Raw genomic sequence first — 22674 nt, 5'->3', positions numbered from 1 at the left:
AATGCAGGGCCCGGCCACTGAAAGCTTGTGCCGACCTTCACGAAATCTTTACACTCCCTGTAGGGGAGGACGGGAATCATGCGTGGAGGCTGCCCAATGGACCAGTTGGTTCCGATTCCGTCACTGGACGACATCCTGAATGCACCGCGGGACGCGGTGGCGCCCATGATCGCCGATCTGCGGCGCGACAAGCGGCTGAGCATGCTGGTGCACGATCTCAACATCCGTGTCCTCACGGGGGAACCCACCCAGAAAGACCGCGCGCGGCGCGCGCTCGAAGCACTGGGATTCGTTCCGTCCTGAGATTTCCGATTGTTGTGATCACACCTGCCGCGCATGTGATCACAAAAATCGGGCTTTGTGACAAAATGCGCGGTTTTATCGCAATATCAGGCTTGTGCGCGCGTGACATGGGCGCGAAAAGGATGCACAAAACAGCGCGACACCGGGTATACCGCCGTGTGCAAAGCACCAAGGGATGACCAATGGCTGATGTAAACAGGGGCAACCGCCCGCTTTCACCTCACCTTTCCATTTACCGCCCGCAGATCACGTCCCTCACGTCGATCCTGACGCGGATCACCGGCAACGCGCTGGTGGTGGCGGGGCTCATGATCGTGTGGTGGTTCCTCGCCGCCTCCAGCGGGCCGGAATATTTCGCCGTGGCGAACGGCTTTGTCACAAGCTGGTTCGGCGATCTTGTTCTGACGCTGTCGGTGCTGGGCCTGTGGTATCACACGCTTGCGGGTATCCGGCACCTGATCTGGGACAACGCGATGATGCTGGAACTTGGCCTTGCCGAAAAGCTGGGCTGGGGCTGCCTCATCGGATCGGTCGTGCTGACCGTCCTGACCCTGCTGATCGTGTAAGGAGGCCGCGATGCGTTATCTGACAGACCGCAAACGCGCCACGGGCCTTGGCTCGGCCAAGTCCGGCGTTCACCATTTCTGGGCGATGAAGGTGTCGTCCGTGGCCCTGCTGATCCTGGTGCCACTGTTCGTCTTCACCTTCGGCCCCGCGCTGGGCGGCACCTACGAAGAGGTGACCGCCTATTTCGCCCGGCCGTTCCCCGCGCTGGTCGCGGCGCTGACCTTTATCGTCGGCTGGAAACACTTCAACGATGGCGCGCAGGTCATGATCGAGGATTATGTTCACGGCACCGGCCAGAAAATCGCCCTGATCCTGCTGGCCTGCCTGTCCTATGCCGCGATGGCGACGGGGCTTTTCGCCATTGCCAAACTCGCGCTTTAAGACCGGAGACTGAACGAAGATGGCTGCTTACGAATACGAGACGCATGAATATGACGTCGTGGTCGTCGGGGCCGGCGGTGCCGGCCTGCGCGCGACGCTGGGCATGGCCGAACAGGGCCTGCGCACGGCCTGCGTCACCAAGGTTTTCCCGACCCGGTCGCATACCGTCGCCGCGCAGGGCGGCATCGCCGCGTCGCTGTCGAACATGGGGCCCGACCACTGGCAATGGCACATGTACGACACGGTGAAAGGCTCGGACTGGCTGGGCGATACCGACGCGATGGAATACCTTGCGCGCGAGGCGCCCAAGGCGGTGTACGAGCTGGAACATTACGGCGTGCCCTTCAGCCGCACCGAGGAGGGCAAGATCTATCAGCGCCCGTTCGGCGGCCACACCACCGAGTTCGGCGAAGGCCCGCCGGTGCAGCGCACCTGCGCCGCCGCCGACCGCACCGGCCACGCCATCCTGCACACGCTTTATGGCCAGAGCCTCAAGAACAACGCCGAATTCTATATCGAGTATTTCGCCATCGACCTGATCATGTCGGATGACGGCCAATGCCAGGGCGTCGTCTGCTGGAAGCTGGACGATGGGACGATGCATGTCTTCAACGCCAAGATGGTCGTGCTGGCCACCGGCGGCTACGGACGCGCCTATTTCAGTGCGACCAGCGCCCATACCTGTACCGGCGACGGCGGCGGCATGGTGGCGCGCGCGGGGCTGGCCCTGCAGGACATGGAATTCGTGCAGTTCCACCCCACCGGCATCTACGGCTCGGGCTGCCTGATCACCGAGGGCGCGCGCGGCGAGGGCGGGTATCTCACCAACTCCGAGGGCGAGCGGTTCATGGAACGCTACGCGCCGCAATACAAGGATCTGGCGCCGCGCGACTATGTCAGCCGCTCGATGACGATGGAAATCCGCGAAGGCCGCGGCGTCGGCGAATATGGCGATCACATCCACCTCAACCTCAGCCACCTGCCGAAAGAGGCGCTGGCCGAGCGCCTGCCGGGGATCAGCGAATCCGCCAAGATCTTTGCCGGTGTCGACGTGACCAAGGAACCGATCCCGGTTCTGCCCACCGTGCATTACAACATGGGCGGCATCCCGACGAATTACTGGGGCGAGGTGATCAACCCGACGAAGGACGACCATAACGCCATCGTGCCCGGCCTGATGGCCGTGGGCGAGGCGGGCTGCGCCTCGGTGCACGGGGCCAACCGCCTTGGGTCCAACAGCCTGATCGACCTTGTGGTGTTCGGTCGCGCCGCCGCGATCCGCGCCGGCAAGGTGGTCGATCGCGACGCGCCCAACCCGGTGCTGAACCAGGCGTCGATTGCCGCCGCGTTCGACCGGTTCGACGGGCTGCGCAACGCCGACGGTGGCACCCCCACCGCCGAGCTGCGGCTGGAAATGCAGCGCACCATGCAAGAAGATGCCGCCGTGTTCCGCACCTCGGAAACCCTGAAACAGGGTGTGGACAAGATGACGGCCATCGCCGCCAAGCTCGATGACCTCAAGGTCACCGACCGCAGCCTGATCTGGAACAGCGACCTGATGGAGACGCTGGAACTGACCAACCTGATGCCCAACGCGCTGGCCACCATCACCGGTGCCGAGGCGCGCAAGGAATCCCGCGGTGCCCATGCGCACGAGGATCACCCCGAACGCGACGACAAGAAATGGCGCGTGCATTCCATCGCGCATGTCGACGGCAACAAGGTCGCGCTGACCTATCGTGACGTGATCACCGACCCGCTGACCACCGAAAAGGAAGGCGGGATCGCGTTGAAGACAATCGCACCGAAGGCGAGGACGTTCTGATGATCGCGCGCGCCGCAGCCGCGATTGCGCTGGCGGGGCTGGTGTCCGGCTGCGTGCTGACCGAAGGTCCGGGTGGCCTGAATGCCGGCCGCTCGGCCGAGGCACAGCGCGCTGCCCTGCGCGCCTGCCGGATCGACCTGTTCGGCACTGCGCCGCAGGGCACGCGATCGACCTATCATTCGGAATACCGTGGCGGTGCGGTCATGGTGCGCCTGAAATCCGACACGCAGCTTTCCGCGGCGCAGGTCGCCCAGGTCAACGATTGCGCGGCGGATCGCCTTGCCGCCGGGGCGGCGGGCTATCCCGACCCCGAGGGTGCCCGCGCCCGTGCCGAGGCCGAGCTGACCCGGCAGTATTTCGGCATGGCGGGAACCCCGGGCTGCCCGCCGCGATCCTCGGTGATGGTCGGCGGATCGAAATATTGCGTGGGCACGCATTACTGATGCGGCGCGGGTTCGTCATATCCGCCGCGATGATGGCCCTTGCCGGTTGCCAGATGACCAGCCAGGCCGCCGACACCATCGCCCGCGATCAGGCCAAGGGCGTGGTGAACGGCATTGTCGCCAACCGCTTTCCGGGCGTGAACGCCGCACCCGTCACCGATTGCGTGATCGACGCGGCCTCGGCCAATGAAATCCTGCGCATCGCCGGGGCCTCGGTCACCGGCGTTACGCAATCCACTGTCGAAACCGTGCTGGACATCGCCCAGCGCCCGCAATCCGTCCAATGCATCGCCGGGAACAGCCTGACTGTTCTGGCCGGCTGACCGGAGGAGAAGAAAATGGTTCAATTCACACTCCCCAAGAATTCGCGCATCCGCGTGGGCAAGACATGGCCCAAGCCCGAAGGCGCCACCAACGTGCGGAAATTCAGCATCTACCGCTGGAACCCCGACGATGGCGAAAACCCCCGGGTCGACACCTATTTCCTGGACATGGACAAGTGCGGCCCGATGGTTCTGGACGCGCTGATCAAGATCAAGAACGAGATCGACCCGACGCTGACCTTCCGCCGGTCCTGCCGCGAAGGCATCTGTGGCTCCTGCGCGATGAATATCGACGGGATCAACACGCTGGCCTGCATCTACGGGCTGGACGAGATCAAGGGCGACGTGAAGATCTATCCGCTGCCGCACATGCCGGTGGTCAAGGACCTGATCCCGGACCTGACGCATTTCTACGCCCAGCACGCCAGCATCATGCCCTGGCTGGAGACCAAGACGAACCGCCCCGCGAAAGAGTGGAGGCAGTCGATCGAGGATCGCAAGAAACTCGACGGGCTTTATGAATGCGTGATGTGCGCCTCCTGCTCGACCGCCTGCCCGAGCTATTGGTGGAACGGCGACCGTTACCTCGGCCCGGCCGCGCTGCTGCACGCCTATCGCTGGATCATCGACAGCCGCGACGAGGCTACGGGCGAGCGTCTGGATCAGCTCGAAGATCCCTTCAAGCTCTACCGTTGCCACACCATCATGAACTGCACCAAGACCTGCCCCAAGGGCCTGAACCCGGCCAAGGCGATTGCAGAGATCAAGAAGATGATGGTCGAACGCGCCGTCTGACCGGCCCCGGGCCGGGCTTTGCCCCGGCCCGCCGCGCGCCCCGGCATTGTTGGCCGGGACTCCCCAGGTCGTGCTATCCTCGCCCTGAAGGAGGATCGCGCGATGATCACCACCCTCATGCTCGGCACCACCAAGGGCGCCTTTCTGGCCACGTCCGGCGATGGCGCGGATTGGCGCATCACCGGCCCGCATTGCGACGGCTGGACGATCAACCACGTCAACGGCGACCCGGCCAGCGGCCATATATGGGCGGGCGGCGGCGACGATTTCACCGGCGCGGGCGTCTGGCGCAGCGCGGATGGCGGGCAGGGCTGGCACCTCGCCCGGCTGTCCTCGGGGATGATGGACGACTGGGCCGAGAACGATCCCGATTTCGCCGCCATGATCGGCTGGGAAAAGACAGACCTGCCCTTCGGCAAGGACATCCACTCGATCTGGTCGATCCGCCCCGCGCAGGGCGCGCTCTATGCGGGGGCGAAACCCGGCAATCTCTATGTCAGCCATGATGCGGGCGAAACATGGGCCCGCAACGCAGCGCTGGCTGACTTTCCTGAGCGCGAGGCCTGGAACCCCGGCGCGGCGGGCCTGACGCTGCACACCGTCCTGACCGATCCTGGCGATCCGGCAAAACTGTGGCTGGCGATTTCGGCCGCCGGGGTTTTCGCGTCCGAGGATGGCGGCAAAAGCTGGGCCAGGCGCAACCGCCTGACCAACGCGCAGGCGCAATCCCCCCACGATCACCCCGCCGCGCCCTGCAACGGCGAAATCGGCCATTGCGTCCACAACATGCAGCGCGCGCCCGATGGCACGCTCTACCAGCAGAACCACCACGGCACATGGCGGTCCCGCGACGGTGGCCGCCACTGGGACGACATCACCCACGGGCTGCCCTCGACCTTCGGCTTTCCCATCGCCGTGCATCCGCACGATCCCGAAACAATCTGGGTGTTCCCGCTGAACGGCGACATGGCGGGCCGCTTTCCGCCCGATGGCTCGGCCGCGGTCTGGAAATCCACCGATGGCGGCGAAAGCTGGGAAAAACACCAGTCGGGCCTGCCCGCGCGCGATTGCTTTTTCACCGTGCTGCGCCAGGCGATGGCCATCGAGGCGGGCAAAAACCCGGCGCTCTATTTCGGCACCAACTCCGGCTCGGTCTTTCAAAGCCGCGACGGCGGCGAAAGCTGGGACGAGATCCTGCGCCACCTGCCCACCGTGCTGTCGGTCGAGGTGATGGCGCGCGCATAGGCGGGGCTGCCCCTTGTTTTGCAGAAAACGCATGGCGGGCATTTCGGATTGTGCGATGTCAACCCGCGCGGGCGGTGCCATCTTCTGCGGCAGGGAGGGGATGTCTCAAGGAAAGGACAACCCCAATGAGCACGCAAGCCAAAACCAGAGCCGACGCCAAGGCAGCCCTTGCCGCGCTGGAGCAGGCCTATGCCTATTACGACGACGCGCCGCGCCAGGCACAGGCCGCACCCGTGCAGGACGACAGCTATTTCGAATACGTGAAAGCGGCCTGATCGCCGCTTTCCCTGACGTCGCCCGCAACGCGGCGTTGCGTCGATACGGCCTTCGGCCCTAGCATTCCCCGAAAAGGGAAGGGGCGAACATGGCCGATGTCATCATCGTAGGCGCAGGGCTGGCGGGTCTCGCCGCCGCGCATGAGGCGGTAAAGCGCGGTCGCCATGTCGTCATGGTGGATCAGGAAGGCCGGCAATCGCTGGGCGGGCAGGCGTTCTGGTCGCTGGGCGGCCTGTTCATGGTCGACACGCCCGAACAGCGCCGCATGGGTATCCGCGACAGCCACGCCCTTGCCTTGCAGGACTGGATGGGCAGCGCCGGGTTCGACCGGCCCGAGGATGCCAATCCCCGCGCCTGGGCCGAGGGGTATCTGGACTATGCCGCCGGCCCGATGCGGGCAGAGCTGGCCGAAATCGGGATGCGCTGGTTTCCCGTCGTCGGCTGGGCCGAACGCGGCGGTGCGCTGGCCGACGGGCATGGCAATTCGGTGCCGCGCTTTCACATCACATGGGGCGCCGGTGAGGGGATCGTCGCCCCCTTCGTGCGGCTGGCGCTTGCCGCCGAGGCTGCGGGGCGTCTGGAATTCCGCTTTCGCCACAAGGTAACGGGGTTGAGCGTCACGGGCGGGCGCGTGACCGGCATTACCGGCGATGTGCTGGCCGGGGATGATGCCCGCCGCGGCGCATCGACCAACCGCACCGTCACCGGCCCTTTCGAAATCGCGGGCGACACGGTGATCCTGACCACCGGCGGGATCGGCGGCGACCATGCGCAGGTGCGCGCGCAATGGCCCGCGGGCAGGCTGGGCCCGGCCCCTGCCACGATGGTGTCGGGCGTGCCCGATTACGTCGACGGGCAGATGGCCCGCGTGGCCAAAGCCGCCGGTGCCGACGCCATCAACGAGGATCGCATGTGGCATTACTGCGAGGGGCTGAAGAACTGGGAACCGATCTGGCCCAACCACGGCATCCGCATCCTGCCCGGCCCGTCCTCGGTCTGGCTGGATGCGCTGGGGCAGCGGATGGAACCGCCCTGCCTGCCGGGCTTCGACACGCTGGCGACGCTGAAACGCATCCTGTCCACCGGCCACGATCACAGCTGGTTCGTGCTGACGCAAAAGATCATCGAAAAGGAATTCGCCCTGTCGGGCAGCGAACAGAACCCTGATCTCGTGTCGGGGCGCTGGTCGCAGGTGCTCAAGGAACGGCTGGGCAAGGGGGCCACAGCGGCGGTCGAGGCGTTCAAGGACAAGGGTGAGGATTTCGTCGTCGCCGCCGATCTGGAAACGCTGGTGCAGGGCATGAACGCGCTGACACCCCATGCGCCGCTCGATCCCGGCCATATCCGTGCCCAGATCGCCGCGCGCGACGCGCAGATCGACAACCCCTTCGCCAAGGATGCGCAGGTGATCGCGATCCGCCAGGCCCGCGCCTATCGTGGCGACCGCTTCATTCGCACCGCCAAACCGCACAAGATCCTCGATCCCGCCAACGGCCCGCTGATCGCCGTGCGGCTGAACATCCTGACGCGCAAATCGCTGGGCGGGCTGCATACCGACCTTCACTCCCGGGTGCTGCGCCCCGATGGCACGCCCTTTGACGGGCTTTTCGCGGCGGGCGAGGTCGCGGGATTCGGCGGCGGTGGCTATCACGGCTACAACGCGCTTGAGGGCACATTCCTGGGCGGTTGCATCTTTTCCGGCCGGGCTGCGGGCCGCGCGGTCTGATGCTCTATCCGGTCCTGATCATCCTTGCGCTGATCGGCGTGGCGATCCTGTCGAACCGCGCCACGCGCGAATGCCGCTGGCGCGAATATCGCCACGCCGATGGCCCGTTCTGGCGCTGCGCCGCCTGCGGGGCTGAAACGGTCACACCGAACGGCAAGCCGCCAAAGATATGCCTGCGTCACAAGGGCTGAGCCCGCCTACGAAAAATTTTTACCGCACTGAAAATTCCCGCTTGATCGACTCATGGCTTTGCCCCATATGCGCGATCAGGACGCCAACGCACGCGCCTCTGTCGAAAGGGGTCACGCCCCTACGGTTACAGCAGCGACGGTAACGTCTCCCTTGGAACTTGGCCTTACCGGGCCACCGGTCTGAACGGAGATGACCATGAACGCTTTTGTAACCGGGCCCGTGCCCGTCCTTGACGCATCCCTGTCCCGCGCCGAGGCGCATATCCTGTCCCACCGCTTCGATCGCCCGACGCTGGTGATCGACCGCGATGCCGTGATCCGCCGCTATGCCGCGCTGTCGCAGGGGCTGGGCCGCGCCCATATCCACTATGCGGTCAAGGCCAACCCCGCGCCCGAGCTGCTGGAAGGGCTGGCGCAGGCTGGCTCCGGCTTTGACGCCGCCAGCCGCGCCGAGATCGAAATGTGCCTCGCCGCAGGCGCCACGCCCGGGCGCATCAGCTTTGGCAACACGATCAAGCGCGCCGCCGACATCGCCTGGGCGCATGAGCGCGGCATTACCCTGTTTGCCGCCGACGCCGAGGAAGAGCTGGAAAAGATCGCCCGCCACGCCCCGCGCGCCCGCGTCTATATCCGAATGCTGGTCATGAACAGCCAGGCCGACTGGCCGCTGTCGCGCAAGTTCGGCTGCGCCCCCGACAAGGCGCCGGACCTGATGGCACTGGCCACCCGTCTGGGCCTGCGCCCCGTGGGCCTGTCGTTCCATGTCGGCTCTCAAACCCGCCGCGCCGACATGTGGGCGCCGGTTCTGGACCAGGTCGCCGCCGTCTGGCACGCCGCGCGCGAGGCCGGTCATGACCTGAACCTGCTGAACATCGGTGGCGGTTTCCCCGCGTTCTATGGCGAGGCCGTGGATGCGCCCGAGCTTTATGCCGCCCGCGTCATGCACCTGGTGGCCGAGCGGTTCGGCGACGTGCCGCATGTCATGGCCGAACCGGGCCGTGGCCTTGTGGCCGAGGCCGGTGCGATTGCCGCCGAGGTGCTGCTGGTGTCGCGCAAATCCGACATGGACCTGAACCGCTGGGTCTATCTCGATATCGGCCGTTTCTCGGGGCTTGCCGAAACCGAGGGCGAGGCGATCCGCTATAACTTCCTGACCCCGCATGACGGCGAACCGACCGCGCCCTGCATCCTGGCCGGCCCGTCCTGCGACAGCGCCGACGTGCTGTATGAGAAACGCCCCGTGGACCTGCCCATCGGGCTGGCGGCGGGCGACCGGATCGTGATCCGAAACTGCGGGGCCTATACCTCGACCTATGCATCGGTCGGCTTCAACGGCTTCCCGCCGCTGGATGTCGTGGTGATCTGAACGGCGCATCGCGCCCGACAGAACCGCGCGGTTTTCCCCCGAAACCGCGCGGTTTCACCTGTGAGCGGACGGCTTGCGCATCGCGGCGATCTGGGCAACCCTCGGCCCCGATCAACAAGGATGCCCGCCATGACCGAACCCGCCGACGCCGCCGCGCGCCGCGCCATCCCGCCGGTGATCTGCTACCCCACCGACACGCTGCCGCGGCCCGATCTTGCGCTCTATCGCCGCGCGCGGGACAGCGCGGGCAAGACCGGCGAAACCACCGTCCCCGCGCGCGAGGCCGCGACATTCCGGGTGCCCGCCGGGCATTTCTTTCGCATTTCCAGCGTTCAGGGCCCGCAGGTCGGCGATCTGAACCTGTGGAACGCGCATGACCTGTCGGAACGGTTCTATTCCGGCAAGACCCGCGCGCTGCATGGCACGCATCTGACCGCGGGCCATCGCATGTGGTCGTCCTTTCCCACCCTGCGCCCGATGGCGACGATCACTCATGATACGCTGGGCTGGTATGGCAAGGACGAATATGGCGGGTCGGTGCATGACGTGATCGGGACGCGCTGCGATCCCTATACCGGCAACCTGCTGTCGGGCACGCAATACCACCATTGCTGCCATTCCAACCTGACCCGCGCGCTGGCCGATGAGACCGGGCTGCCGCTGTCGCAGGCCGAACCCCATGTGCATGACGTGCTCAATGTCTTCATGTGCACCGGCTTTACCCGCGACACGGGGCAGTATTTCATGAAGGCCAGCCCCGTGCGCCCCGGCGATTACCTGGAGTTCTTTGCCGAGATCGACCTGCTGGGCGCGCTCAGCGCCTGTCCGGGCGGGGATTGTTCGTCGGAACATTCCTCGGACACCGCCGCCTGCCATCCGCTGCTGGTCGAGGTTTTCGCGCCCGCCGAAGGCGCGCTGGATGGCTGGACCCCGCCGCCGGTCAACGGCTACGACCGCAGCCACGGGCGCTGAACGCCCGCCGCGTTACCCGTGCAGGAAATGCAGCCGGTCGAAGCTGCGCCGCCACTCCGCCACCTCGGGCGCCAGCGCGGCCGGGTCGTTCGCGCGCAGCGCCGCCGCGACAAGCCGTGCCAGCCGCGGTGCATCCTCGGCCGTCATGCCCCAGCGCACCAGCTCGGGCGTGCCGATGCGCAGCCCGTTCATGTCGCCCGGCACCTCGGGCACGGGCAGCCCGATCCCGCAGGCCAGGAACCCCGCCTTGCGCAGCGTTTTCGACGCCGCCTGCCCGCCGCCGAACCCCTCGGCCAGAACCGCGAACTGGTGGCTGGTGGAGGCGCCGCGCTCTGCCGCGAAGACCGGCACCCCCTCGTCCGCAAGGGCTGTGGCCAGCGCGCGGGCCAGACGCACCATTTCGGCGGCGTAGGGCTTGCCGAAATCGCGCCAGTCCAGCAGCGACATCGCCAGCGCGGCTGCTTTCGCCGCGTCGAAATTCGCGGTCATGCCGGGAAAGGCGATGCTATCCAGCCGCTCGGCAATCGCGGCATCATTCGTCACGATCAGCCCCGAGGGCGGGCCGCCCAGCGATTTATAGGTGCTCATCGTCATCAGATGCGCGCCGTGATCCAGCGGGTTGGGCCATGCGTGACCCGCGATGATCCCGCATTGATGCGCCGCGTCGAACAGCACATGCGCGCCCACCCGGTCGGCGATGGCCCGGATCTCGGCCACCGGATGCGGAAACAGGTTCAGCGACCCGCCGATGGTGATCAGGCTTGGCCGGACCTTTTGGGCCAGTGCCACCAGCGCGTTCAGATCGACGGTATAGCCATCGCTGTCGACCGGGGCGGGGTGGATATCCAGCCCGTAAAGCCCGGCACAGCCGGGATCGTGATGCGTGACATGCCCGCCCACCGACGCGGGCGGCGCGATGATCGCATCGCCCGGTTTCGCCAGCGCCATGAAGCCGTAAAGATTGGCGATCGCGCCCGAGGGCACGCGGATCTCGGCGTATTTCGCGCCGAAGGTTTCGGCGGCCAGTTCGGCGGCGATCACTTCGATCCTTTCGATGGCTTCCAGCCCCATCTCGTACTTGTCGCCGGGATAGCCAAGCGAGGGCCGCGTGCCGATGCCAGAGGCCAGCAACGCCTCGGCGCGCGGGTTCATCACGTTGGTGGCGGGGTTGAGGTTGAAGCAGTCGCGCTCGTGTATCTCGCGGTTTTCCTGCGCCAGCGCCTCGATCCGGGTGGCGATGTCGGCGCTGGAGGACTGCGCGGTTTCGGCCGCGATGCCCTGCACGTAGCTTTCGACCGCCGCGGGCACCCATTGGCGTTTTTCCAGCATGGTCATACCTCTCCGGGAAAGGCCGCGGCCAGCGCGATTTCCACCATTTCGCCAAAGCTGCGTTCGCGGTCCCCGGCGGGCAGCGCCTCATGCGTCAGCAGGTGGTCGGACACCGTCAGCACCGCCAGCGCGCGGATGTTGTGGCGGGCGGCAAGGTTGTAAAGCTCGGCCGCCTCCATCTCGACGCCAAGGATGCCGTGGCGGGTCATCATCTCGTTCAGGTCGGGGCGTTCGTCATAGAACACGTCGGCGGAATAGATGCCGCCCACATGCGGCGCGATCCCGCGCGCCTCGGCTGCCGTAACGGCGGCGCGCAGCAGGCCCCAGTCGGCGCAGGGGGCAAAGTTCAGCTCGCGGAAGATACCCGTCGAGGGGGTCGAAACCGAACTCGCGGTCATCGCCAGGATCAGGTTGCGCAGTCGCACATGTTGCTGCATCGCCCCACACGACCCGATGCGGATCAGCGTTTGCGCGCCGTAATCGCGGATCAGCTCGTTGGCATAGATCGACAGCGAGGGCATTCCCATCCCCGAGCCGTGGATCGTCACCCGATGCCCGCGCCAGGTGCCGGTGAACCCCAGCATCCCGCGCACCTGGTTGACGCATTTCGCATCCTCCAGGAAGGTCTCGGCCGCCCATTTCGCGCGCAGCGGATCGCCCGGCATCAGCACGGTTTCCGCGATCTCGCCCGGTTTGGCCCCGATATGGATGGTCATGATACGCTCCCCTCGATGACGTCGAAAGCAGCATAGCCGCGCGGGCCGGGCGGGCAAGGCCGTGGCGGCGCCTTAGCGCTGATACTTGATGAAGGGTGTGACCTGCGCGATCCGGTCATACAGCCGGCGCGCGGTTTCGTTGAAATCCTGCGTCATCCAGTAGACGGCGGGCGTGCCGTTCCCGTCCGCCGCGTCATAGACCGCCTCGATCAGGGCGCGGCCGATGCCGGTGCCGCGCACCTCCGGGTCGGCATAAAGATCCTGGAGATAGCACACATCCTCGATCCGCCAGTTATGCGGGTGAAAGATGTAATGCACCAGCCCCACCGCGCGGCCGTCCTGCAGGGCGATCAGCCCGTTCTGTTGCGGGCGGCCGGGGTCGAGCAGGCGGTCGAAGGTGGTGGCATAGACCTCTTCGGCGACGGTGGCTTCGTAGAACTCCAGATAGGCCGTCCAGAGGCGGCGCCACTCGGCCTCGTCGTCTTGGGTCAGGGGGCGGATGGTCAGGGTCATGGCAGGGTCCGTTGTTTGTGGTTGGGCGCAGTCTGCGCGCAAACCGGCGCGGCGTCCATGCCCGGCGGTGCCGGCATTTTCTTGCCGGCCTTTTTGACCTGCCGCGCGCCGATGGCCACCTCGGAGGGGATCGCACGGAAAACCGATCGCAAAACCGAGAATGGAGGAACGTTTTGACCTTTACACCGAAACTGACCGCAACCCTGTCCGCCATCGCCCTGGGCCTTGCCGCGCCGGTTGCCGCACAGCAGGCGCAGCAGACACAGCAGACACAGCAGGCGCAAGAGCCCGCCATCGCCGCCGAGGAAGTGACCGATGCGCAGGTGGATGCCTTCGTCCAGGCCGCCATCGCGGTCGAAGAGGTGCGCGGCATCTACGACCCGCAGATCGAGGCGGCCGCGGATCAGAACGCCCGCCAGGACCTGATGAACGAGGCCAATGCCGAGGCAAGGAAGGCCGTCGAAGACGTGCAGGGCATGACCCCGGCGGAATACCTGGCCATCGGGCAGGCCGCGCGCGAAGACGATGCGCTGAACTCGCGGATCGTGGCCGAATACCGCTCGAAGACGGGGCGGTAGATATCCGGCACGCGAAAGGGCAGGCTTTTGGCCTGCCCTTTTCCATTTGTTACGCGCTTTATTCGGCCGCGATTTCCCTTGGATCGGCCAGCGTGACGATATCCATCATGATGGTATTCAGGCTGAAATCCTTGGGCGTATAGACCCGCGCCACGCCCATCGCGCGCAGGCGCCTGGCGTCTTCCTCGGGGATGATGCCGCCGACGATCACCGGCACGTGGCCCAGCCCCGCCGCGCGCATCCGGTCGATCAGATCCTCGACCAGCGGGATGTGGCTGCCCGACAGGATCGACAGGCCCACCACATGCGCCTGCGTGTCCTGCGCGGCGGTCACGATCTGTTCGGGCGTCAGGCGGATGCCCTCATAGTCGATATCCATCCCGCAATCGCGTGCGCGGAAGGCGATCTGCTCGGCGCCGTTGGAATGGCCGTCCAGTCCCGGCTTGCCGACCAGGAATTTCAGCCGCCGACCCAGCCGGTCGCTGACCGCGTCCACCGCGTCGCGGATATCGTCCAGCCCCTCGGTCTTGTTGCTGACCGATTTCGACACGCCGGTGGGGCCGCGATATTCACCATGCACGGCGCGCATCTGCGCCGCCCATTCGCCGGTGGTGACCCCGGCCTTTGCGCAGGCGATCGAGGCCGGCATGACATTGCGCCCCCCGGCGGCGGCGGCGCGCAGGTCGGCCAGCGCGGCGGCCACCGCATCGGCGTCGCGGTCGGCCCGCCAGGCGTTCAGGCGGTCGATCTGGTCCTGTTCCACCGCGGGGTCGACCACCATGATGCCGCCATCGCCGGATGTCAGCGGGCTGGGTTCGCCCTCGGTAAAGCGGTTGACGCCCACCACGACGGTTTCGCCGTCCTCGATCCGGTTCAGGCGGTCGGCATTGCTGTCCACCAGCCGCGCCTTCATGTAGTCGATGGCCTCGACCGCGCCGCCCATGCCGTCGATATTGGCAAGCTCGTGGCGCGCGCCATCTTTCAGGGCTTCGACCTTGGCGTCGACCGCCGGGTTGCCGTCGAACAGGTCGTCGAATTCCAGAAGGTCGGTTTCATAGGCCAGGATCTGCTGCATCCGCATCGACCATTGCTGGTCCCACGGGCGGGGCAGGCCGAGCGCCTCGTTCCATGCGGGCAGCTGCACCGCGCGGGCGCGGGCGTTTTTCGACAGCGTCACCGCCAGCATCTCGATCAGGATGCGGTAGACGTTGTTTTCCGGCTGCTGTTCGGTCAGGCCGAGGCTGTTGACCTGCACACCGTAGCGGAAGCGGCGGAATTTCGGGTTGTCCACGCCGTAACGGGTTTCCAGCAACTCGTCCCACAGGTCGACAAAGGCGCGCATCTTGCACATCTCGGTGACGAAACGGATGCCCGCGTTCACGAAGAAACTGATGCGCCCGGCCAGCGCGGGGAAATCTTCGGCCGGGACGCGGGGTTTCAGCTCGTCCAGGACGGCGGTGGCGGTGGCCAGCGCAAAGGCCAGTTCCTGTTCGGGCGTCGCGCCCGCCTCTTGCAGGTGATAGGAACACACGTTCATCGGGTTCCATTTCGGCACGTTGGTATAGCAGTATTCGGCCACGTCCCCGATCAGTTTCAGCGACGGTTTCGGCGGGCAGATATAGGTGCCGCGCGACAGGTATTCCTTGATCAGGTCGTTCTGCACCGTGCCCTGCAGTTTCGTCACGTCCGCGCCCTGTTCCTCGGCCACCGCGATATAAAGCGCCAGCAGCCACGGCGCGGTCGCGTTGATCGTCATCGAGGTGTTCATCTGTTCCAGCGGAATCTGATCGAACAGGGTGCGCATGTCGCCCAGGTGGCTGACCGGCACACCGACCTTGCCGACCTCGCCGCGCGCCAGGACGTGATCGCTGTCATAGCCCGTCTGCGTGGGCAGATCGAACGCCACCGACAGCCCGGTCTGTCCCCGCGACAGGTTGCTGCGATACAGCGCGTTCGACGCCTTTGCCGTGGAATGGCCGGCATAGGTGCGAATAAGCCACGGGCGGTCTTTCTGCGTCTCGGTCATCGGGGCCTCCGGCGATGAATCGGTTGGGCAATATTATTGCGTCAGCACGTAATAGACCGGAATTTTGTGCCAAGGTCAATTCGCTGCGTTGCGGCATGACGGCATTTACGCCGCGTCGGAACCCGGTCATTCTGCGCCCATGTTTCAAACCGTGGAAATGCCCGTCTGGGCACTGGTGTTATTGGTGGCCTTTGCCGCCGTCACCTTTGCCTCGCATTTCCTGTTCCCGTCGGTGCGCTGGTTCTTTCGCCGCCGGCTGGAGCGTGCGGTCGCGGAACTGAACAAGCGGCTGGAACGCCCGATCCAGCCCTTCAAGCTGGCGCGGCGGCACGACATGATCCAGCGCCTGATCTACGACCCCGAGGTGACCCGCGCCATCGTGGCCCATGCCGGTGAAGAGGGCGTGCCCGAAAACGTCGCCTTCGAAACCGCCCGCCGCTATGCCCGCGAGATCGTGCCGGGGTTTTCCGCCTCGCTCTATTTCGGGGTGGCGACGCGGCTTGCGCGCTGGCTGTCGCACGCGCTTTACGATGTGCGGCTGGATCACCGGGACGAGGCGGCGGTGGCCGCGATCGACCCGCAGGCCACGGTCGTCTACGTGATGAACCACCGTTCGAACATGGATTACGTGCTGGTCACCTACCTTGCCGCGGATCGTTCGGCGCTGGCCTATGCGGTGGGGGAATGGGCGCGGGTCTGGCCGCTGTCGCGGCTGATCCGGGCGATGGGTGCCTATTTCATCCGCCGCAAAAGCCGTGGAGACCTGTATCGCAAGGTTCTGGCGCGCTATGTGCGGCTGGCCACCGATGGCGGTGTGGCGCAGGCGGTATTCCCCGAAGGCGGGCTGAGCCTGACCGGCGCGCTGGCGCCGCCGCGCCACGGTATCCTGAAATATCTTGCCGAAGACCGGCCGCCGGATGCGCGCGACGTGGTGTTCGTGCCGGTCGCCCTGAACTATGACCGCGTGCTGGAGGATCGCGTGCTGATCGCCGCCGCGGCCGAGGGCACCCGCCGCTTTCGCGCCCGGATCGGTGCGGTGCTGCGCTTTGTCCTGCGCATGGCCTGGCTGCGGCTGCGCGGACGGTATTGCCGGTTCGGCCGGGCCGGCGTGCGGTTCGGGATGCCGCTGTCGCTCAACGGGTTTTCAGGCGATGTCGAGGCGCTGGCGACAGGGTTGATGGATCGCATCGCCGACGAGATGCCGGTGCTGCCGGTGCCGCTGGTGGCGCTGGCGCTGCAGCGGGCCGGGGGGCGGCTGCCCGGGGCGGCGCTTCCCGGCGCGGTTGCCGGGCTGATCGCCGCGCTGCCGGTGCAGAACCGCCCCGCGCAGGACGCCGATGCCCTGACGCGCGAGGGCCTGCAGGAGCTGCGCAGGCGCCATATCGTGCAGGAGTCCGGCGACGCGATCGAGGTGCCCGAGGCCGAAAAGCCGACAATCGCGTTCTATGCGGCGTCGATCCGCCACCATTTGCCCGCGGACAGTGCGGATGCAGCGCGAATTTCTGCATCTGCGAGGTTATAAAATTTCAAAAACCACCATAACGCAATTGCATTGTTGCGCGCCCATCTTTATCCCCTTGGGTCAGACGCCGCGATTCTGCAATGCGGCAATTCAGTTCTTGGAGGCTCAGAATGTCGCTGGACACCGACACGGGGATTGCCCCCTACGACGCACCTGAAAAGGATCTTTACGAAATCGGCGAAATGCCCCCGCTGGGTTATGTGCCCAGGAAGATGTACGCATGGGCCATCCGCCGCGAACGGCATGGCGAACCCGACAAATCGTTCCAGCAGGAGGTGGTCGATACCTGGGAGATCGACAGCCACGAGGTGCTGGTTCTCGTGATGGCGGCGGGCGTGAATTATAATGGCGTCTGGGCCGGTCTCGGCCAGCCGGTCAGCCCCTTCGACGGCCACAAGCAGCCCTATCACATCGCCGGGTCGGACGCGGCGGGCATCGTCTGGAAGGTCGGCGACAAGGTGAAAACCTGGAAAGTGGGCGACGAGGTCGTGGTGCACTGCAACCAGGACGATGGCGACGACGAGGAATGCAACGGCGGCGACCCGATGTTCAGCCCGACGCAGCGCATCTGGGGCTATGAGACCAACGATGGGTCGTTCTCGCAGTTCACCCGTGTGCAGGCCCAGCAGCTTATGCCGCGCCCCAAACACCTGACATGGGAAGAAAGCGCCTGCTACACGCTGACGCTGGCCACCGCCTACCGGATGCTGTTCGGCCACCACCCGCACGAGCTCAAGCCCGGGCAGAACGTGCTGGTCTGGGGTGCGTCGGGCGGTCTGGGCTCTTACGCGATCCAGCTAGCGAACACCGTGGGCGCGAATGCGATCGGCGTGATCTCGGACGAAAGCAAGCGACAGTTCGTGATGGACCAGGGCGCCAAGGGTGTCATCAACCGCAAGGAATTCAACTGCTGGGGCCAGCTGCCCAAGGTGAATTCGCCCGAATATAACGAGTGGCTGAAAGAGGCGCGTAAATTCGGCAAGGCGATCTGGGACATCACGGGCAAGGGCGTGAGCGTGGACATGGTGTTCGAACACCCGGGCGAGGCGACATTCCCGGTGTCGTCGCTGGTGGTGAAAAAGGGCGGCATGGTGGTGATCTGCGCCGGGACCAGCGGGTTCAACTGCACCTTCGACGTGCGTTACATGTGGATGCACCAGAAGCGCCTTCAGGGCTCGCATTTCGCCAACCTCAAGCAGGCCGCATCGGCCAACCGCCTGATGATCGAGCGCCGCCTCGATCCCTGCATGTCCGAGGTGTTCCCGTGGAATGAAATCCCCGCGGCGCATATGAAGATGCTGAAGAACGAGCACAAGCCCGGCAACATGGCCGTGCTGGTGCAGGCGCCCAAAACCGGGCTGCGCACGGTCGAGGACGTGCTGGAAGCTGGCAAGAAATAATGCTTGCTCCGAAGTGATCCGGCCCGCGCCTCTGCATGGGGGCGCGGGTTTTTCTTTGCGGGATGGCCCTTGGGAATTGGCCGGTATAGGGTCTGGCCATGACATTGCCCGCGATCACATTCTCCGACGATCAGGCCGAAGCCTTTGACCGCATCGCCGAAGGGCTGCGCGGCGTGGGCGTCGATCTGGAAGACGCCAGCCTGACCCCACGCGCCGAGGGCAAGACGCGGGTGATGGCCGTTCTGGGCAAGGCCGGATCGGGTAAGACGCTGCTGCTGGCAGAACTGGTCAAGGCGCTTGAGGCGGCGGGCGTCGACACGATCTCGGGCGATTACGAGGGGCGTCGGCGCAAGGACAGGCGCACGCTGGCCGTCCTTGCCCCCACCAACAAGGCGGCCAGTGTGCTGCGGATGCGCGGGGTGCCGGCAACGACGATTCACCGCATCCTCTATACCCCGGTCTACGACCCCGAATACGAGCGCATCGCCGAATGGCTGACCGGCAACGGCGAAAAGCCCGAGATCGAGGGGCTGACCGAGCAGGCGCTGGACCGCGCCTGGGCCTTTTACCAGGCGCAGAAATCGGTGCCCGGCGCGCTGGCCGCCGCCGGGCTGCGCGGCAGCGATTTCATCACCGGCTGGAAGCGCCGCGAAGAGCCGCTGGATATCGGGTTCATCGACGAATCCTCGATGCTGGATGAAAAGCAATTCGATGATCTGAAAGAGATTTTTCCGACCCTGATCCTGTTCGGCGATCCCGCGCAGCTTGCGCCCGTGAACGCGCCGGGGGGCATGGTGTTCGAACAATTGCCCGCGCCCGCCAGGCTGGAGCTGCACCGCATCCACCGCCAGGACGCCGATAACCCGATCCTCGATATCGCCCATGCGCTGGGCGATCCCGACCTCAGTTTCGATGATTTCGAGGCGCTGATCCAGCAAAAGGCGCGCGCGGACGATCGCGTCGTCTGGGCCGAGCGGGTCGAGGTCGACCTGATGGCGCGCAGCCCCGTGCTGGTCTGGCGCAACGCCACGCGCATCCGCCTGATCAACGCCTTTCGCGCCGTGCACGATGCGCCGGAAGACGCGCTTTTGCCCGGTGAGCCGCTGATCTGCGACGGTATCGAACTGCCGTTGAAGCACCGCAAGAAACGGCTGGACCTCGAGGCGCGCGGGCTGATCAAGGGGGCGCAGGTGATCTATCTCGGGCCCGGCCGCAAGCCGGGGTTTTCGCGCCTGCACGTGATCGGCGCCGAGGAACCGCAGGTGAGCGCCGCAAGCATCGTGAAGATCGAAAAACCCGATGAAGAAGAACCGTTTATCCCCTTCGCGGCCAATATGGGCGCGACCTTTCTGCATGGGGCGGCGGTGACGATCCACAAGGCGCAGGGCAGCCAGTGGGAAAACGTGCAGGTCTTTGCGCCCGATCTGTGGGCCGCCGCGCGCATGGGCCGGACCGAGGCGGGGCAGCCATTGTGGAAAAGGCTGGCCTATGTGGCGGTCACAAGGGCGCAGGAGCGGCTTTATTGGGTGGTGCGTAACCGTTTGAAAAAGCCCAGCTATCCGCTGCAGATCGACGATTTGCGCACGGCCGCGCAGCCCGCGCCGCTGACATTGGAGGCAGAGACATGAAATCCATTATCATAACCGGCGCCAGCGCCGGGATCGGCGCGGATTGCGCGCGCGAATTCCTGCAGGCGGGGTGGCGCGTCGGGTTGATCGCGCGCCGTGCCGACAAGCTGGAAGATGTGGCGCAAGGGCATGAAAACGCTCATGTTTTGCCATGTGACGTGACCGATCCCGCAGCCGTTGACGCCGCGTTCGATACGTTCGTTCGGCAGGCCGGGCGGCTGGACGTTCTGTTCAACAATGCCGGCATGTTCGGCCGCCCCGCCACCATCGACGAGCTGGATTTCGACGAGTGGCGGCAGGTGGTGGATGTGAACCTGCACGGCATGTTCCTGTGCGCCCGCGCCGCGTTTCGCCAGATGCGCGGGCAGGTGCCGCAGGGCGGGCGGATCATCAATAACGGCTCGATCAGCGCCCACGTTCCGCGTGAGCTATCGGTTTGTTATACAACGACAAAACACGCGATCACCGGGTTGACGAAAACGCTGTCCCTGGACGGGCGGGCGTTCGATATCGCTTGCGGACAGATCGACATCGGCAACGCGCATACGCAGCTTTTGCAGGATCTGATCGACCGCGATCCCGACAATGCGCCGCCGGTGATGGACGTAGCCGATGTGTCGCGGGCGGTGCGCCAGATGGCCGAGCTGGGCCCCGAGGCGAATGTGCAGTTCATGACGATCATGGCGACGAAGATGCCCTATATCGGGCGCGGATGATATATTTTACAGGCGTATAAATATGCAAACTCCGCGCGGTTCCTGCCCGAAACCGCGCGGCTTTCGCTGTTCGAGTGGTTCGCGACAAAGGGCATCGCATGGCCGGGCCGCTGCGCGGCTGTTCCGGGCGGGGTGCATCGATCAGCTTTGCCGCAGCAGCCTGAAGGCGGCCGAGGCGCCCCAGCCTGCGAGGATCGCAATGGCGAGCGAGAGCAGGCCGTAGATCAGCGGCTGTTCGCGCGACAGGGTGTAGAGGAAGCGTTCCAGCCCGACCTTGTCGACCTCGATCACGGTTTCGTATTGCGCGACCACCTCGCCGCCGCGGGTCAGGAAGATGCGGGTGGCATAGGCGCCTTCGGTCAGGTTGGCGGGCAGGGCGATGGAGGCGTTGAACAGGGTCTGCTCGCGGAACTGCACCGCGCCTTCGAGCGTCTGGTACAGCCCGGACTCCTCGCGGATGCGGATCAGGGCCCGGGTGAAAAGCTGCGCGTCGCCCACCTCGGCCGGGGCGCCGACCGAGCGGATGGCGCGGGGGATGCTGACCCGGTGGCGCAGGTCCTCGATGGCAAGCAGCGCGTCGCGCATCGGGGCCGAGGTGGCGACCGCGTAAAAGGACGGCGCGGCGTCGATCTCGACCGCGGCGCTATTGAGCCAGATGCCTGCCCGGCGGTCCTTGCGCCGCACGGTGACGTGTTCGGAGGGTCCGGCCACGGTGACCACCACCTCGAGCGGTTCGGCCTGCAACGGCTCTTCGCGTTTGACCGCGCCGAAGATCAGGATTTCCGAGCCGTCGAAATTCGTCGTGATCGCAACACGGTTGCGGCTGAGGCCCAGAACGACCTCTTCCGCGCGGAGCGGCAGCGGCAGCGTGGTGCAAAGCAGGAGGAGGGCCACCAGAATGCGCATCACCGCCCCCCCGTCGGACCGATCGAGTACAGCTCGGACGGTTGCAGCAACAGGTCGAGCGCCAGCTTGCCGCACACGGCCAGAACCAGCAGCGCCAGCAGGACGCGCAGTTGTTCGGCCTTCATCCTGACGCCGATGCCGGTGCCGATCTGGGCGCCGATCACCCCGCCGATCAGCAGCAGCACGGCCAGCACCATGTCGACGGTGTAATTCGTCGTCGCGTGCAGCAGCGTGGTGAACCCGGTGACGAAGATGATCTGGAACAGCGATGTGCCCACGACGACCTTGGTCGGCATCCCGAGGATGTAGATCATCGCCGGCACCATGATGAAGCCGCCGCCGACGCCCATGATCGCCACCAGGACACCCACGAGGATGCTGACGATCAGCGGCGGAATGACCGAGATATAAAGCCCCGAGGTGCGGAACCGCATCTTGAAGGGCATGGTATGCACCCAGTTGCGCTGCCGCCGTTTCGGCGCGGGAACCCCGCCCGCGGCACGGCTGCGGCGGATGGCGCGCAGGCTTTCGACGAACATCAGCGCGCCGACGATGCCCAGGAACAGGACATAGCACAGCGTGACCAGCAGATCGACCTGGCCAAGAGATTTCAGGTAGTTGAACACCACGACCCCGATGGCGGCCCCGACAAGGCCGCCCGCCAGCAGGACCGTGCCCATTCGCAGGTCTACCGTCTTGCGCCGCAGATGCGCCAGCACGCCGGAAAAGGACGAGGCGACGATCTGGTTCGCCCCGGTCGCCACGGCGACCGTCGGGGGGATGCCGACGAAAAACAGGAGCGGCGTCAGAAGGAAGCCGCCGCCGACCCCGAACATGCCGGACAGGATCCCCACAAGTCCGCCCAGCCCCAGAAGGAGGAAGGCGTTGACCGAAACCTCGGCTATGGGGAGGTAGATCTGCATAACT

General features: G+C 65.7%; 24 protein-coding genes. 18 read left to right on the top strand and 6 right to left on the bottom strand.

What is annotated here, in order from left to right; all coding sequences use genetic code 11:
* Window positions 1–96 precede the first annotated feature (96 nt).
* The 13 genes from F3H87_RS12135 (at window position 97) to F3H87_RS12080 (ending at window position 10413) form a co-directional block, all read left to right on the top strand.
* Entirely contained in the window at window positions 97–303 is a 207-nt protein-coding gene (locus F3H87_RS12135; RefSeq protein WP_149788465.1) for a hypothetical protein, read from the top strand.
* A 182-nt stretch (window positions 304–485) separates the two neighbouring features.
* Window positions 486–869, top strand: a complete 384-nt coding sequence (sdhC, locus tag F3H87_RS12130) for a succinate dehydrogenase, cytochrome b556 subunit (protein ID WP_149788466.1) — start codon at window positions 486–488, stop codon at window positions 867–869.
* 10 nt (window positions 870–879) lie between these two features.
* Window positions 880–1251: a succinate dehydrogenase, hydrophobic membrane anchor protein gene (sdhD, locus tag F3H87_RS12125; protein ID WP_149788467.1), complete on the top strand. Its 372-nt coding sequence runs from the start codon at window positions 880–882 to the stop codon at window positions 1249–1251.
* Window positions 1252–1270: 19 nt separating this feature from the next.
* Window positions 1271–3076, top strand: coding sequence for a succinate dehydrogenase flavoprotein subunit (gene sdhA, locus F3H87_RS12120; RefSeq protein WP_149788468.1), 1806 nt, complete (start codon window positions 1271–1273; stop codon window positions 3074–3076).
* Window positions 3076–3519 carry a hypothetical protein gene (locus F3H87_RS12115; RefSeq protein ID WP_149788469.1) on the top strand — a complete coding sequence of 148 codons (444 nt, stop codon included), beginning with the start codon at window positions 3076–3078 and terminating at the stop codon, window positions 3517–3519. Before sdhA ends, F3H87_RS12115 begins: the two co-directional genes overlap by 1 nt.
* Window positions 3519–3842 carry a succinate dehydrogenase gene (locus F3H87_RS12110; protein ID WP_149788470.1) on the top strand — a complete coding sequence of 108 codons (324 nt, stop codon included), beginning with the start codon at window positions 3519–3521 and terminating at the stop codon, window positions 3840–3842. The genes F3H87_RS12115 and F3H87_RS12110 overlap by 1 nt, the downstream gene beginning before the upstream one ends.
* 15 nt (window positions 3843–3857) lie before the next feature.
* Window positions 3858–4637, top strand: coding sequence for a succinate dehydrogenase iron-sulfur subunit (locus F3H87_RS12105; protein WP_149788471.1), 780 nt, complete (start codon window positions 3858–3860; stop codon window positions 4635–4637).
* A 102-nt stretch (window positions 4638–4739) separates the two neighbouring features.
* On the top strand, window positions 4740–5882 hold the full coding sequence (locus F3H87_RS12100) for a WD40/YVTN/BNR-like repeat-containing protein (protein ID WP_149788472.1): 1143 nt from the start codon (window positions 4740–4742) through the stop codon (window positions 5880–5882).
* Window positions 5883–6007: 125 nt separating this feature from the next.
* Complete coding sequence (locus F3H87_RS21820) at window positions 6008–6157, top strand: hypothetical protein (RefSeq protein WP_188129210.1); 150 nt, start codon at window positions 6008–6010, stop codon at window positions 6155–6157.
* An 89-nt stretch (window positions 6158–6246) separates the two neighbouring features.
* Window positions 6247–7884, top strand: coding sequence for an FAD-binding dehydrogenase (locus F3H87_RS12095; protein WP_149788473.1), 1638 nt, complete (start codon window positions 6247–6249; stop codon window positions 7882–7884).
* Window positions 7884–8075: a hypothetical protein gene (locus tag F3H87_RS12090; protein WP_149788474.1), complete on the top strand. Its 192-nt coding sequence runs from the start codon at window positions 7884–7886 to the stop codon at window positions 8073–8075. The genes F3H87_RS12095 and F3H87_RS12090 overlap by 1 nt, the downstream gene beginning before the upstream one ends.
* A gap of 196 nt (window positions 8076–8271) precedes the next feature.
* Entirely contained in the window at window positions 8272–9441 is a 1170-nt protein-coding gene (locus F3H87_RS12085; protein WP_394852164.1) for a type III PLP-dependent enzyme, read from the top strand.
* 129 nt (window positions 9442–9570) lie between these two features.
* On the top strand, window positions 9571–10413 hold the full coding sequence (locus F3H87_RS12080; protein ID WP_149788476.1) for an urea carboxylase-associated family protein: 843 nt from the start codon (window positions 9571–9573) through the stop codon (window positions 10411–10413).
* Between the two features lie 12 nt (window positions 10414–10425).
* On the opposite strand, the gene F3H87_RS12075 is transcribed toward F3H87_RS12080, so the two are convergent.
* The 3 genes from F3H87_RS12075 to F3H87_RS12065 form a co-directional block, all read right to left on the bottom strand.
* Window positions 10426–11748, bottom strand: a complete 1323-nt coding sequence (locus F3H87_RS12075) for a serine hydroxymethyltransferase (RefSeq protein ID WP_149788477.1) — start codon at window positions 11746–11748, stop codon at window positions 10426–10428.
* On the bottom strand, window positions 11745–12458 hold the full coding sequence (deoD, locus tag F3H87_RS12070) for a purine-nucleoside phosphorylase (protein WP_149788478.1): 714 nt from the start codon (window positions 12456–12458) through the stop codon (window positions 11745–11747). The genes F3H87_RS12075 and deoD overlap by 4 nt, the downstream gene beginning before the upstream one ends.
* 72 nt (window positions 12459–12530) lie before the next feature.
* Entirely contained in the window at window positions 12531–12971 is a 441-nt protein-coding gene (locus tag F3H87_RS12065; RefSeq protein ID WP_149788479.1) for a GNAT family N-acetyltransferase, read from the bottom strand.
* Between the two features lie 173 nt (window positions 12972–13144).
* Here F3H87_RS12065 and F3H87_RS12060 point away from each other — a divergent pair, with 173 nt between their 5' ends.
* Window positions 13145–13549 (top strand): DUF4168 domain-containing protein, encoded by a 405-nt coding sequence (locus F3H87_RS12060; RefSeq protein WP_188129211.1) that lies wholly within the window; start codon window positions 13145–13147, stop codon window positions 13547–13549.
* A gap of 58 nt (window positions 13550–13607) precedes the next feature.
* Here the strand turns inward: F3H87_RS12060 and F3H87_RS12055 are convergent, their stop codons facing one another.
* The gene (locus tag F3H87_RS12055; RefSeq protein WP_149788481.1) at window positions 13608–15575 is read right to left on the bottom strand and encodes a protein meaA; all 1968 of its coding nucleotides are present in this window, start codon (window positions 15573–15575) and stop codon (window positions 13608–13610) included.
* A gap of 139 nt (window positions 15576–15714) precedes the next feature.
* Here F3H87_RS12055 and F3H87_RS12050 point away from each other — a divergent pair, with 139 nt between their 5' ends.
* The 4 genes from F3H87_RS12050 (at window position 15715) to F3H87_RS12035 (ending at window position 20841) form a co-directional block, all read left to right on the top strand.
* Window positions 15715–17097 carry a 1-acyl-sn-glycerol-3-phosphate acyltransferase gene (locus F3H87_RS12050; RefSeq protein WP_149788482.1) on the top strand — a complete coding sequence of 461 codons (1383 nt, stop codon included), beginning with the start codon at window positions 15715–15717 and terminating at the stop codon, window positions 17095–17097.
* A gap of 110 nt (window positions 17098–17207) precedes the next feature.
* Entirely contained in the window at window positions 17208–18497 is a 1290-nt protein-coding gene (gene ccrA, locus F3H87_RS12045; protein WP_149788483.1) for a crotonyl-CoA carboxylase/reductase, read from the top strand.
* A 98-nt stretch (window positions 18498–18595) separates the two neighbouring features.
* Window positions 18596–20125, top strand: a complete 1530-nt coding sequence (locus F3H87_RS12040) for an ATP-dependent DNA helicase (protein WP_149788484.1) — start codon at window positions 18596–18598, stop codon at window positions 20123–20125.
* Window positions 20122–20841 (top strand): SDR family oxidoreductase, encoded by a 720-nt coding sequence (locus F3H87_RS12035; protein ID WP_149788485.1) that lies wholly within the window; start codon window positions 20122–20124, stop codon window positions 20839–20841. The genes F3H87_RS12040 and F3H87_RS12035 overlap by 4 nt, the downstream gene beginning before the upstream one ends.
* Window positions 20842–20982: 141 nt before the next feature.
* Here F3H87_RS12035 and F3H87_RS12030 read toward each other — a convergent pair whose 3' ends face one another.
* Both F3H87_RS12030 and F3H87_RS12025 read right to left on the bottom strand, forming a co-directional pair.
* On the bottom strand, window positions 20983–21747 hold the full coding sequence (locus tag F3H87_RS12030) for a TIGR02186 family protein (protein ID WP_149788486.1): 765 nt from the start codon (window positions 21745–21747) through the stop codon (window positions 20983–20985).
* On the bottom strand, window positions 21747–22670 hold the full coding sequence (locus F3H87_RS12025; protein WP_149788487.1) for a sulfite exporter TauE/SafE family protein: 924 nt from the start codon (window positions 22668–22670) through the stop codon (window positions 21747–21749). The genes F3H87_RS12030 and F3H87_RS12025 overlap by 1 nt, the downstream gene beginning before the upstream one ends.
* Window positions 22671–22674 lie beyond the last annotated feature (4 nt).

Source organism: Lutimaribacter pacificus (assembly GCF_900142185.1).
Taxonomy (GTDB): Bacteria; Pseudomonadota; Alphaproteobacteria; order Rhodobacterales; family Rhodobacteraceae; genus Lutimaribacter; species Lutimaribacter pacificus.
The sequence above is the reverse complement of the archived record's forward strand: the minus strand, read 5'-3'. Positions and strand labels throughout refer to the sequence as shown.

Coding starts and splice junctions, on each gene's coding strand:
- F3H87_RS12135 (WP_149788465.1), top strand. CDS start 97: ATGGACCAGTTGGTTCCGATTCCGTCACTGGACGACATCCTGAATGCA.
- sdhC (WP_149788466.1), top strand. CDS start 486: ATGGCTGATGTAAACAGGGGCAACCGCCCGCTTTCACCTCACCTTTCC.
- sdhD (WP_149788467.1), top strand. CDS start 880: ATGCGTTATCTGACAGACCGCAAACGCGCCACGGGCCTTGGCTCGGCC.
- sdhA (WP_149788468.1), top strand. CDS start 1,271: ATGGCTGCTTACGAATACGAGACGCATGAATATGACGTCGTGGTCGTC.
- F3H87_RS12115 (WP_149788469.1), top strand. CDS start 3,076: ATGATCGCGCGCGCCGCAGCCGCGATTGCGCTGGCGGGGCTGGTGTCC.
- F3H87_RS12110 (WP_149788470.1), top strand. CDS start 3,519: ATGCGGCGCGGGTTCGTCATATCCGCCGCGATGATGGCCCTTGCCGGT.
- F3H87_RS12105 (WP_149788471.1), top strand. CDS start 3,858: ATGGTTCAATTCACACTCCCCAAGAATTCGCGCATCCGCGTGGGCAAG.
- F3H87_RS12100 (WP_149788472.1), top strand. CDS start 4,740: ATGATCACCACCCTCATGCTCGGCACCACCAAGGGCGCCTTTCTGGCC.
- F3H87_RS21820 (WP_188129210.1), top strand. CDS start 6,008: ATGAGCACGCAAGCCAAAACCAGAGCCGACGCCAAGGCAGCCCTTGCC.
- F3H87_RS12095 (WP_149788473.1), top strand. CDS start 6,247: ATGGCCGATGTCATCATCGTAGGCGCAGGGCTGGCGGGTCTCGCCGCC.
- F3H87_RS12090 (WP_149788474.1), top strand. CDS start 7,884: ATGCTCTATCCGGTCCTGATCATCCTTGCGCTGATCGGCGTGGCGATC.
- F3H87_RS12085 (WP_394852164.1), top strand. CDS start 8,272: ATGAACGCTTTTGTAACCGGGCCCGTGCCCGTCCTTGACGCATCCCTG.
- F3H87_RS12080 (WP_149788476.1), top strand. CDS start 9,571: ATGACCGAACCCGCCGACGCCGCCGCGCGCCGCGCCATCCCGCCGGTG.
- F3H87_RS12075 (WP_149788477.1), bottom strand. CDS start 11,748: ATGACCATGCTGGAAAAACGCCAATGGGTGCCCGCGGCGGTCGAAAGC.
- deoD (WP_149788478.1), bottom strand. CDS start 12,458: ATGACCATCCATATCGGGGCCAAACCGGGCGAGATCGCGGAAACCGTG.
- F3H87_RS12065 (WP_149788479.1), bottom strand. CDS start 12,971: ATGACCCTGACCATCCGCCCCCTGACCCAAGACGACGAGGCCGAGTGG.
- F3H87_RS12055 (WP_149788481.1), bottom strand. CDS start 15,575: ATGACCGAGACGCAGAAAGACCGCCCGTGGCTTATTCGCACCTATGCC.
- F3H87_RS12050 (WP_149788482.1), top strand. CDS start 15,715: ATGTTTCAAACCGTGGAAATGCCCGTCTGGGCACTGGTGTTATTGGTG.
- ccrA (WP_149788483.1), top strand. CDS start 17,208: ATGTCGCTGGACACCGACACGGGGATTGCCCCCTACGACGCACCTGAA.
- F3H87_RS12040 (WP_149788484.1), top strand. CDS start 18,596: ATGACATTGCCCGCGATCACATTCTCCGACGATCAGGCCGAAGCCTTT.
- F3H87_RS12035 (WP_149788485.1), top strand. CDS start 20,122: ATGAAATCCATTATCATAACCGGCGCCAGCGCCGGGATCGGCGCGGAT.
- F3H87_RS12030 (WP_149788486.1), bottom strand. CDS start 21,747: ATGCGCATTCTGGTGGCCCTCCTCCTGCTTTGCACCACGCTGCCGCTG.
- F3H87_RS12025 (WP_149788487.1), bottom strand. CDS start 22,670: ATGCAGATCTACCTCCCCATAGCCGAGGTTTCGGTCAACGCCTTCCTC.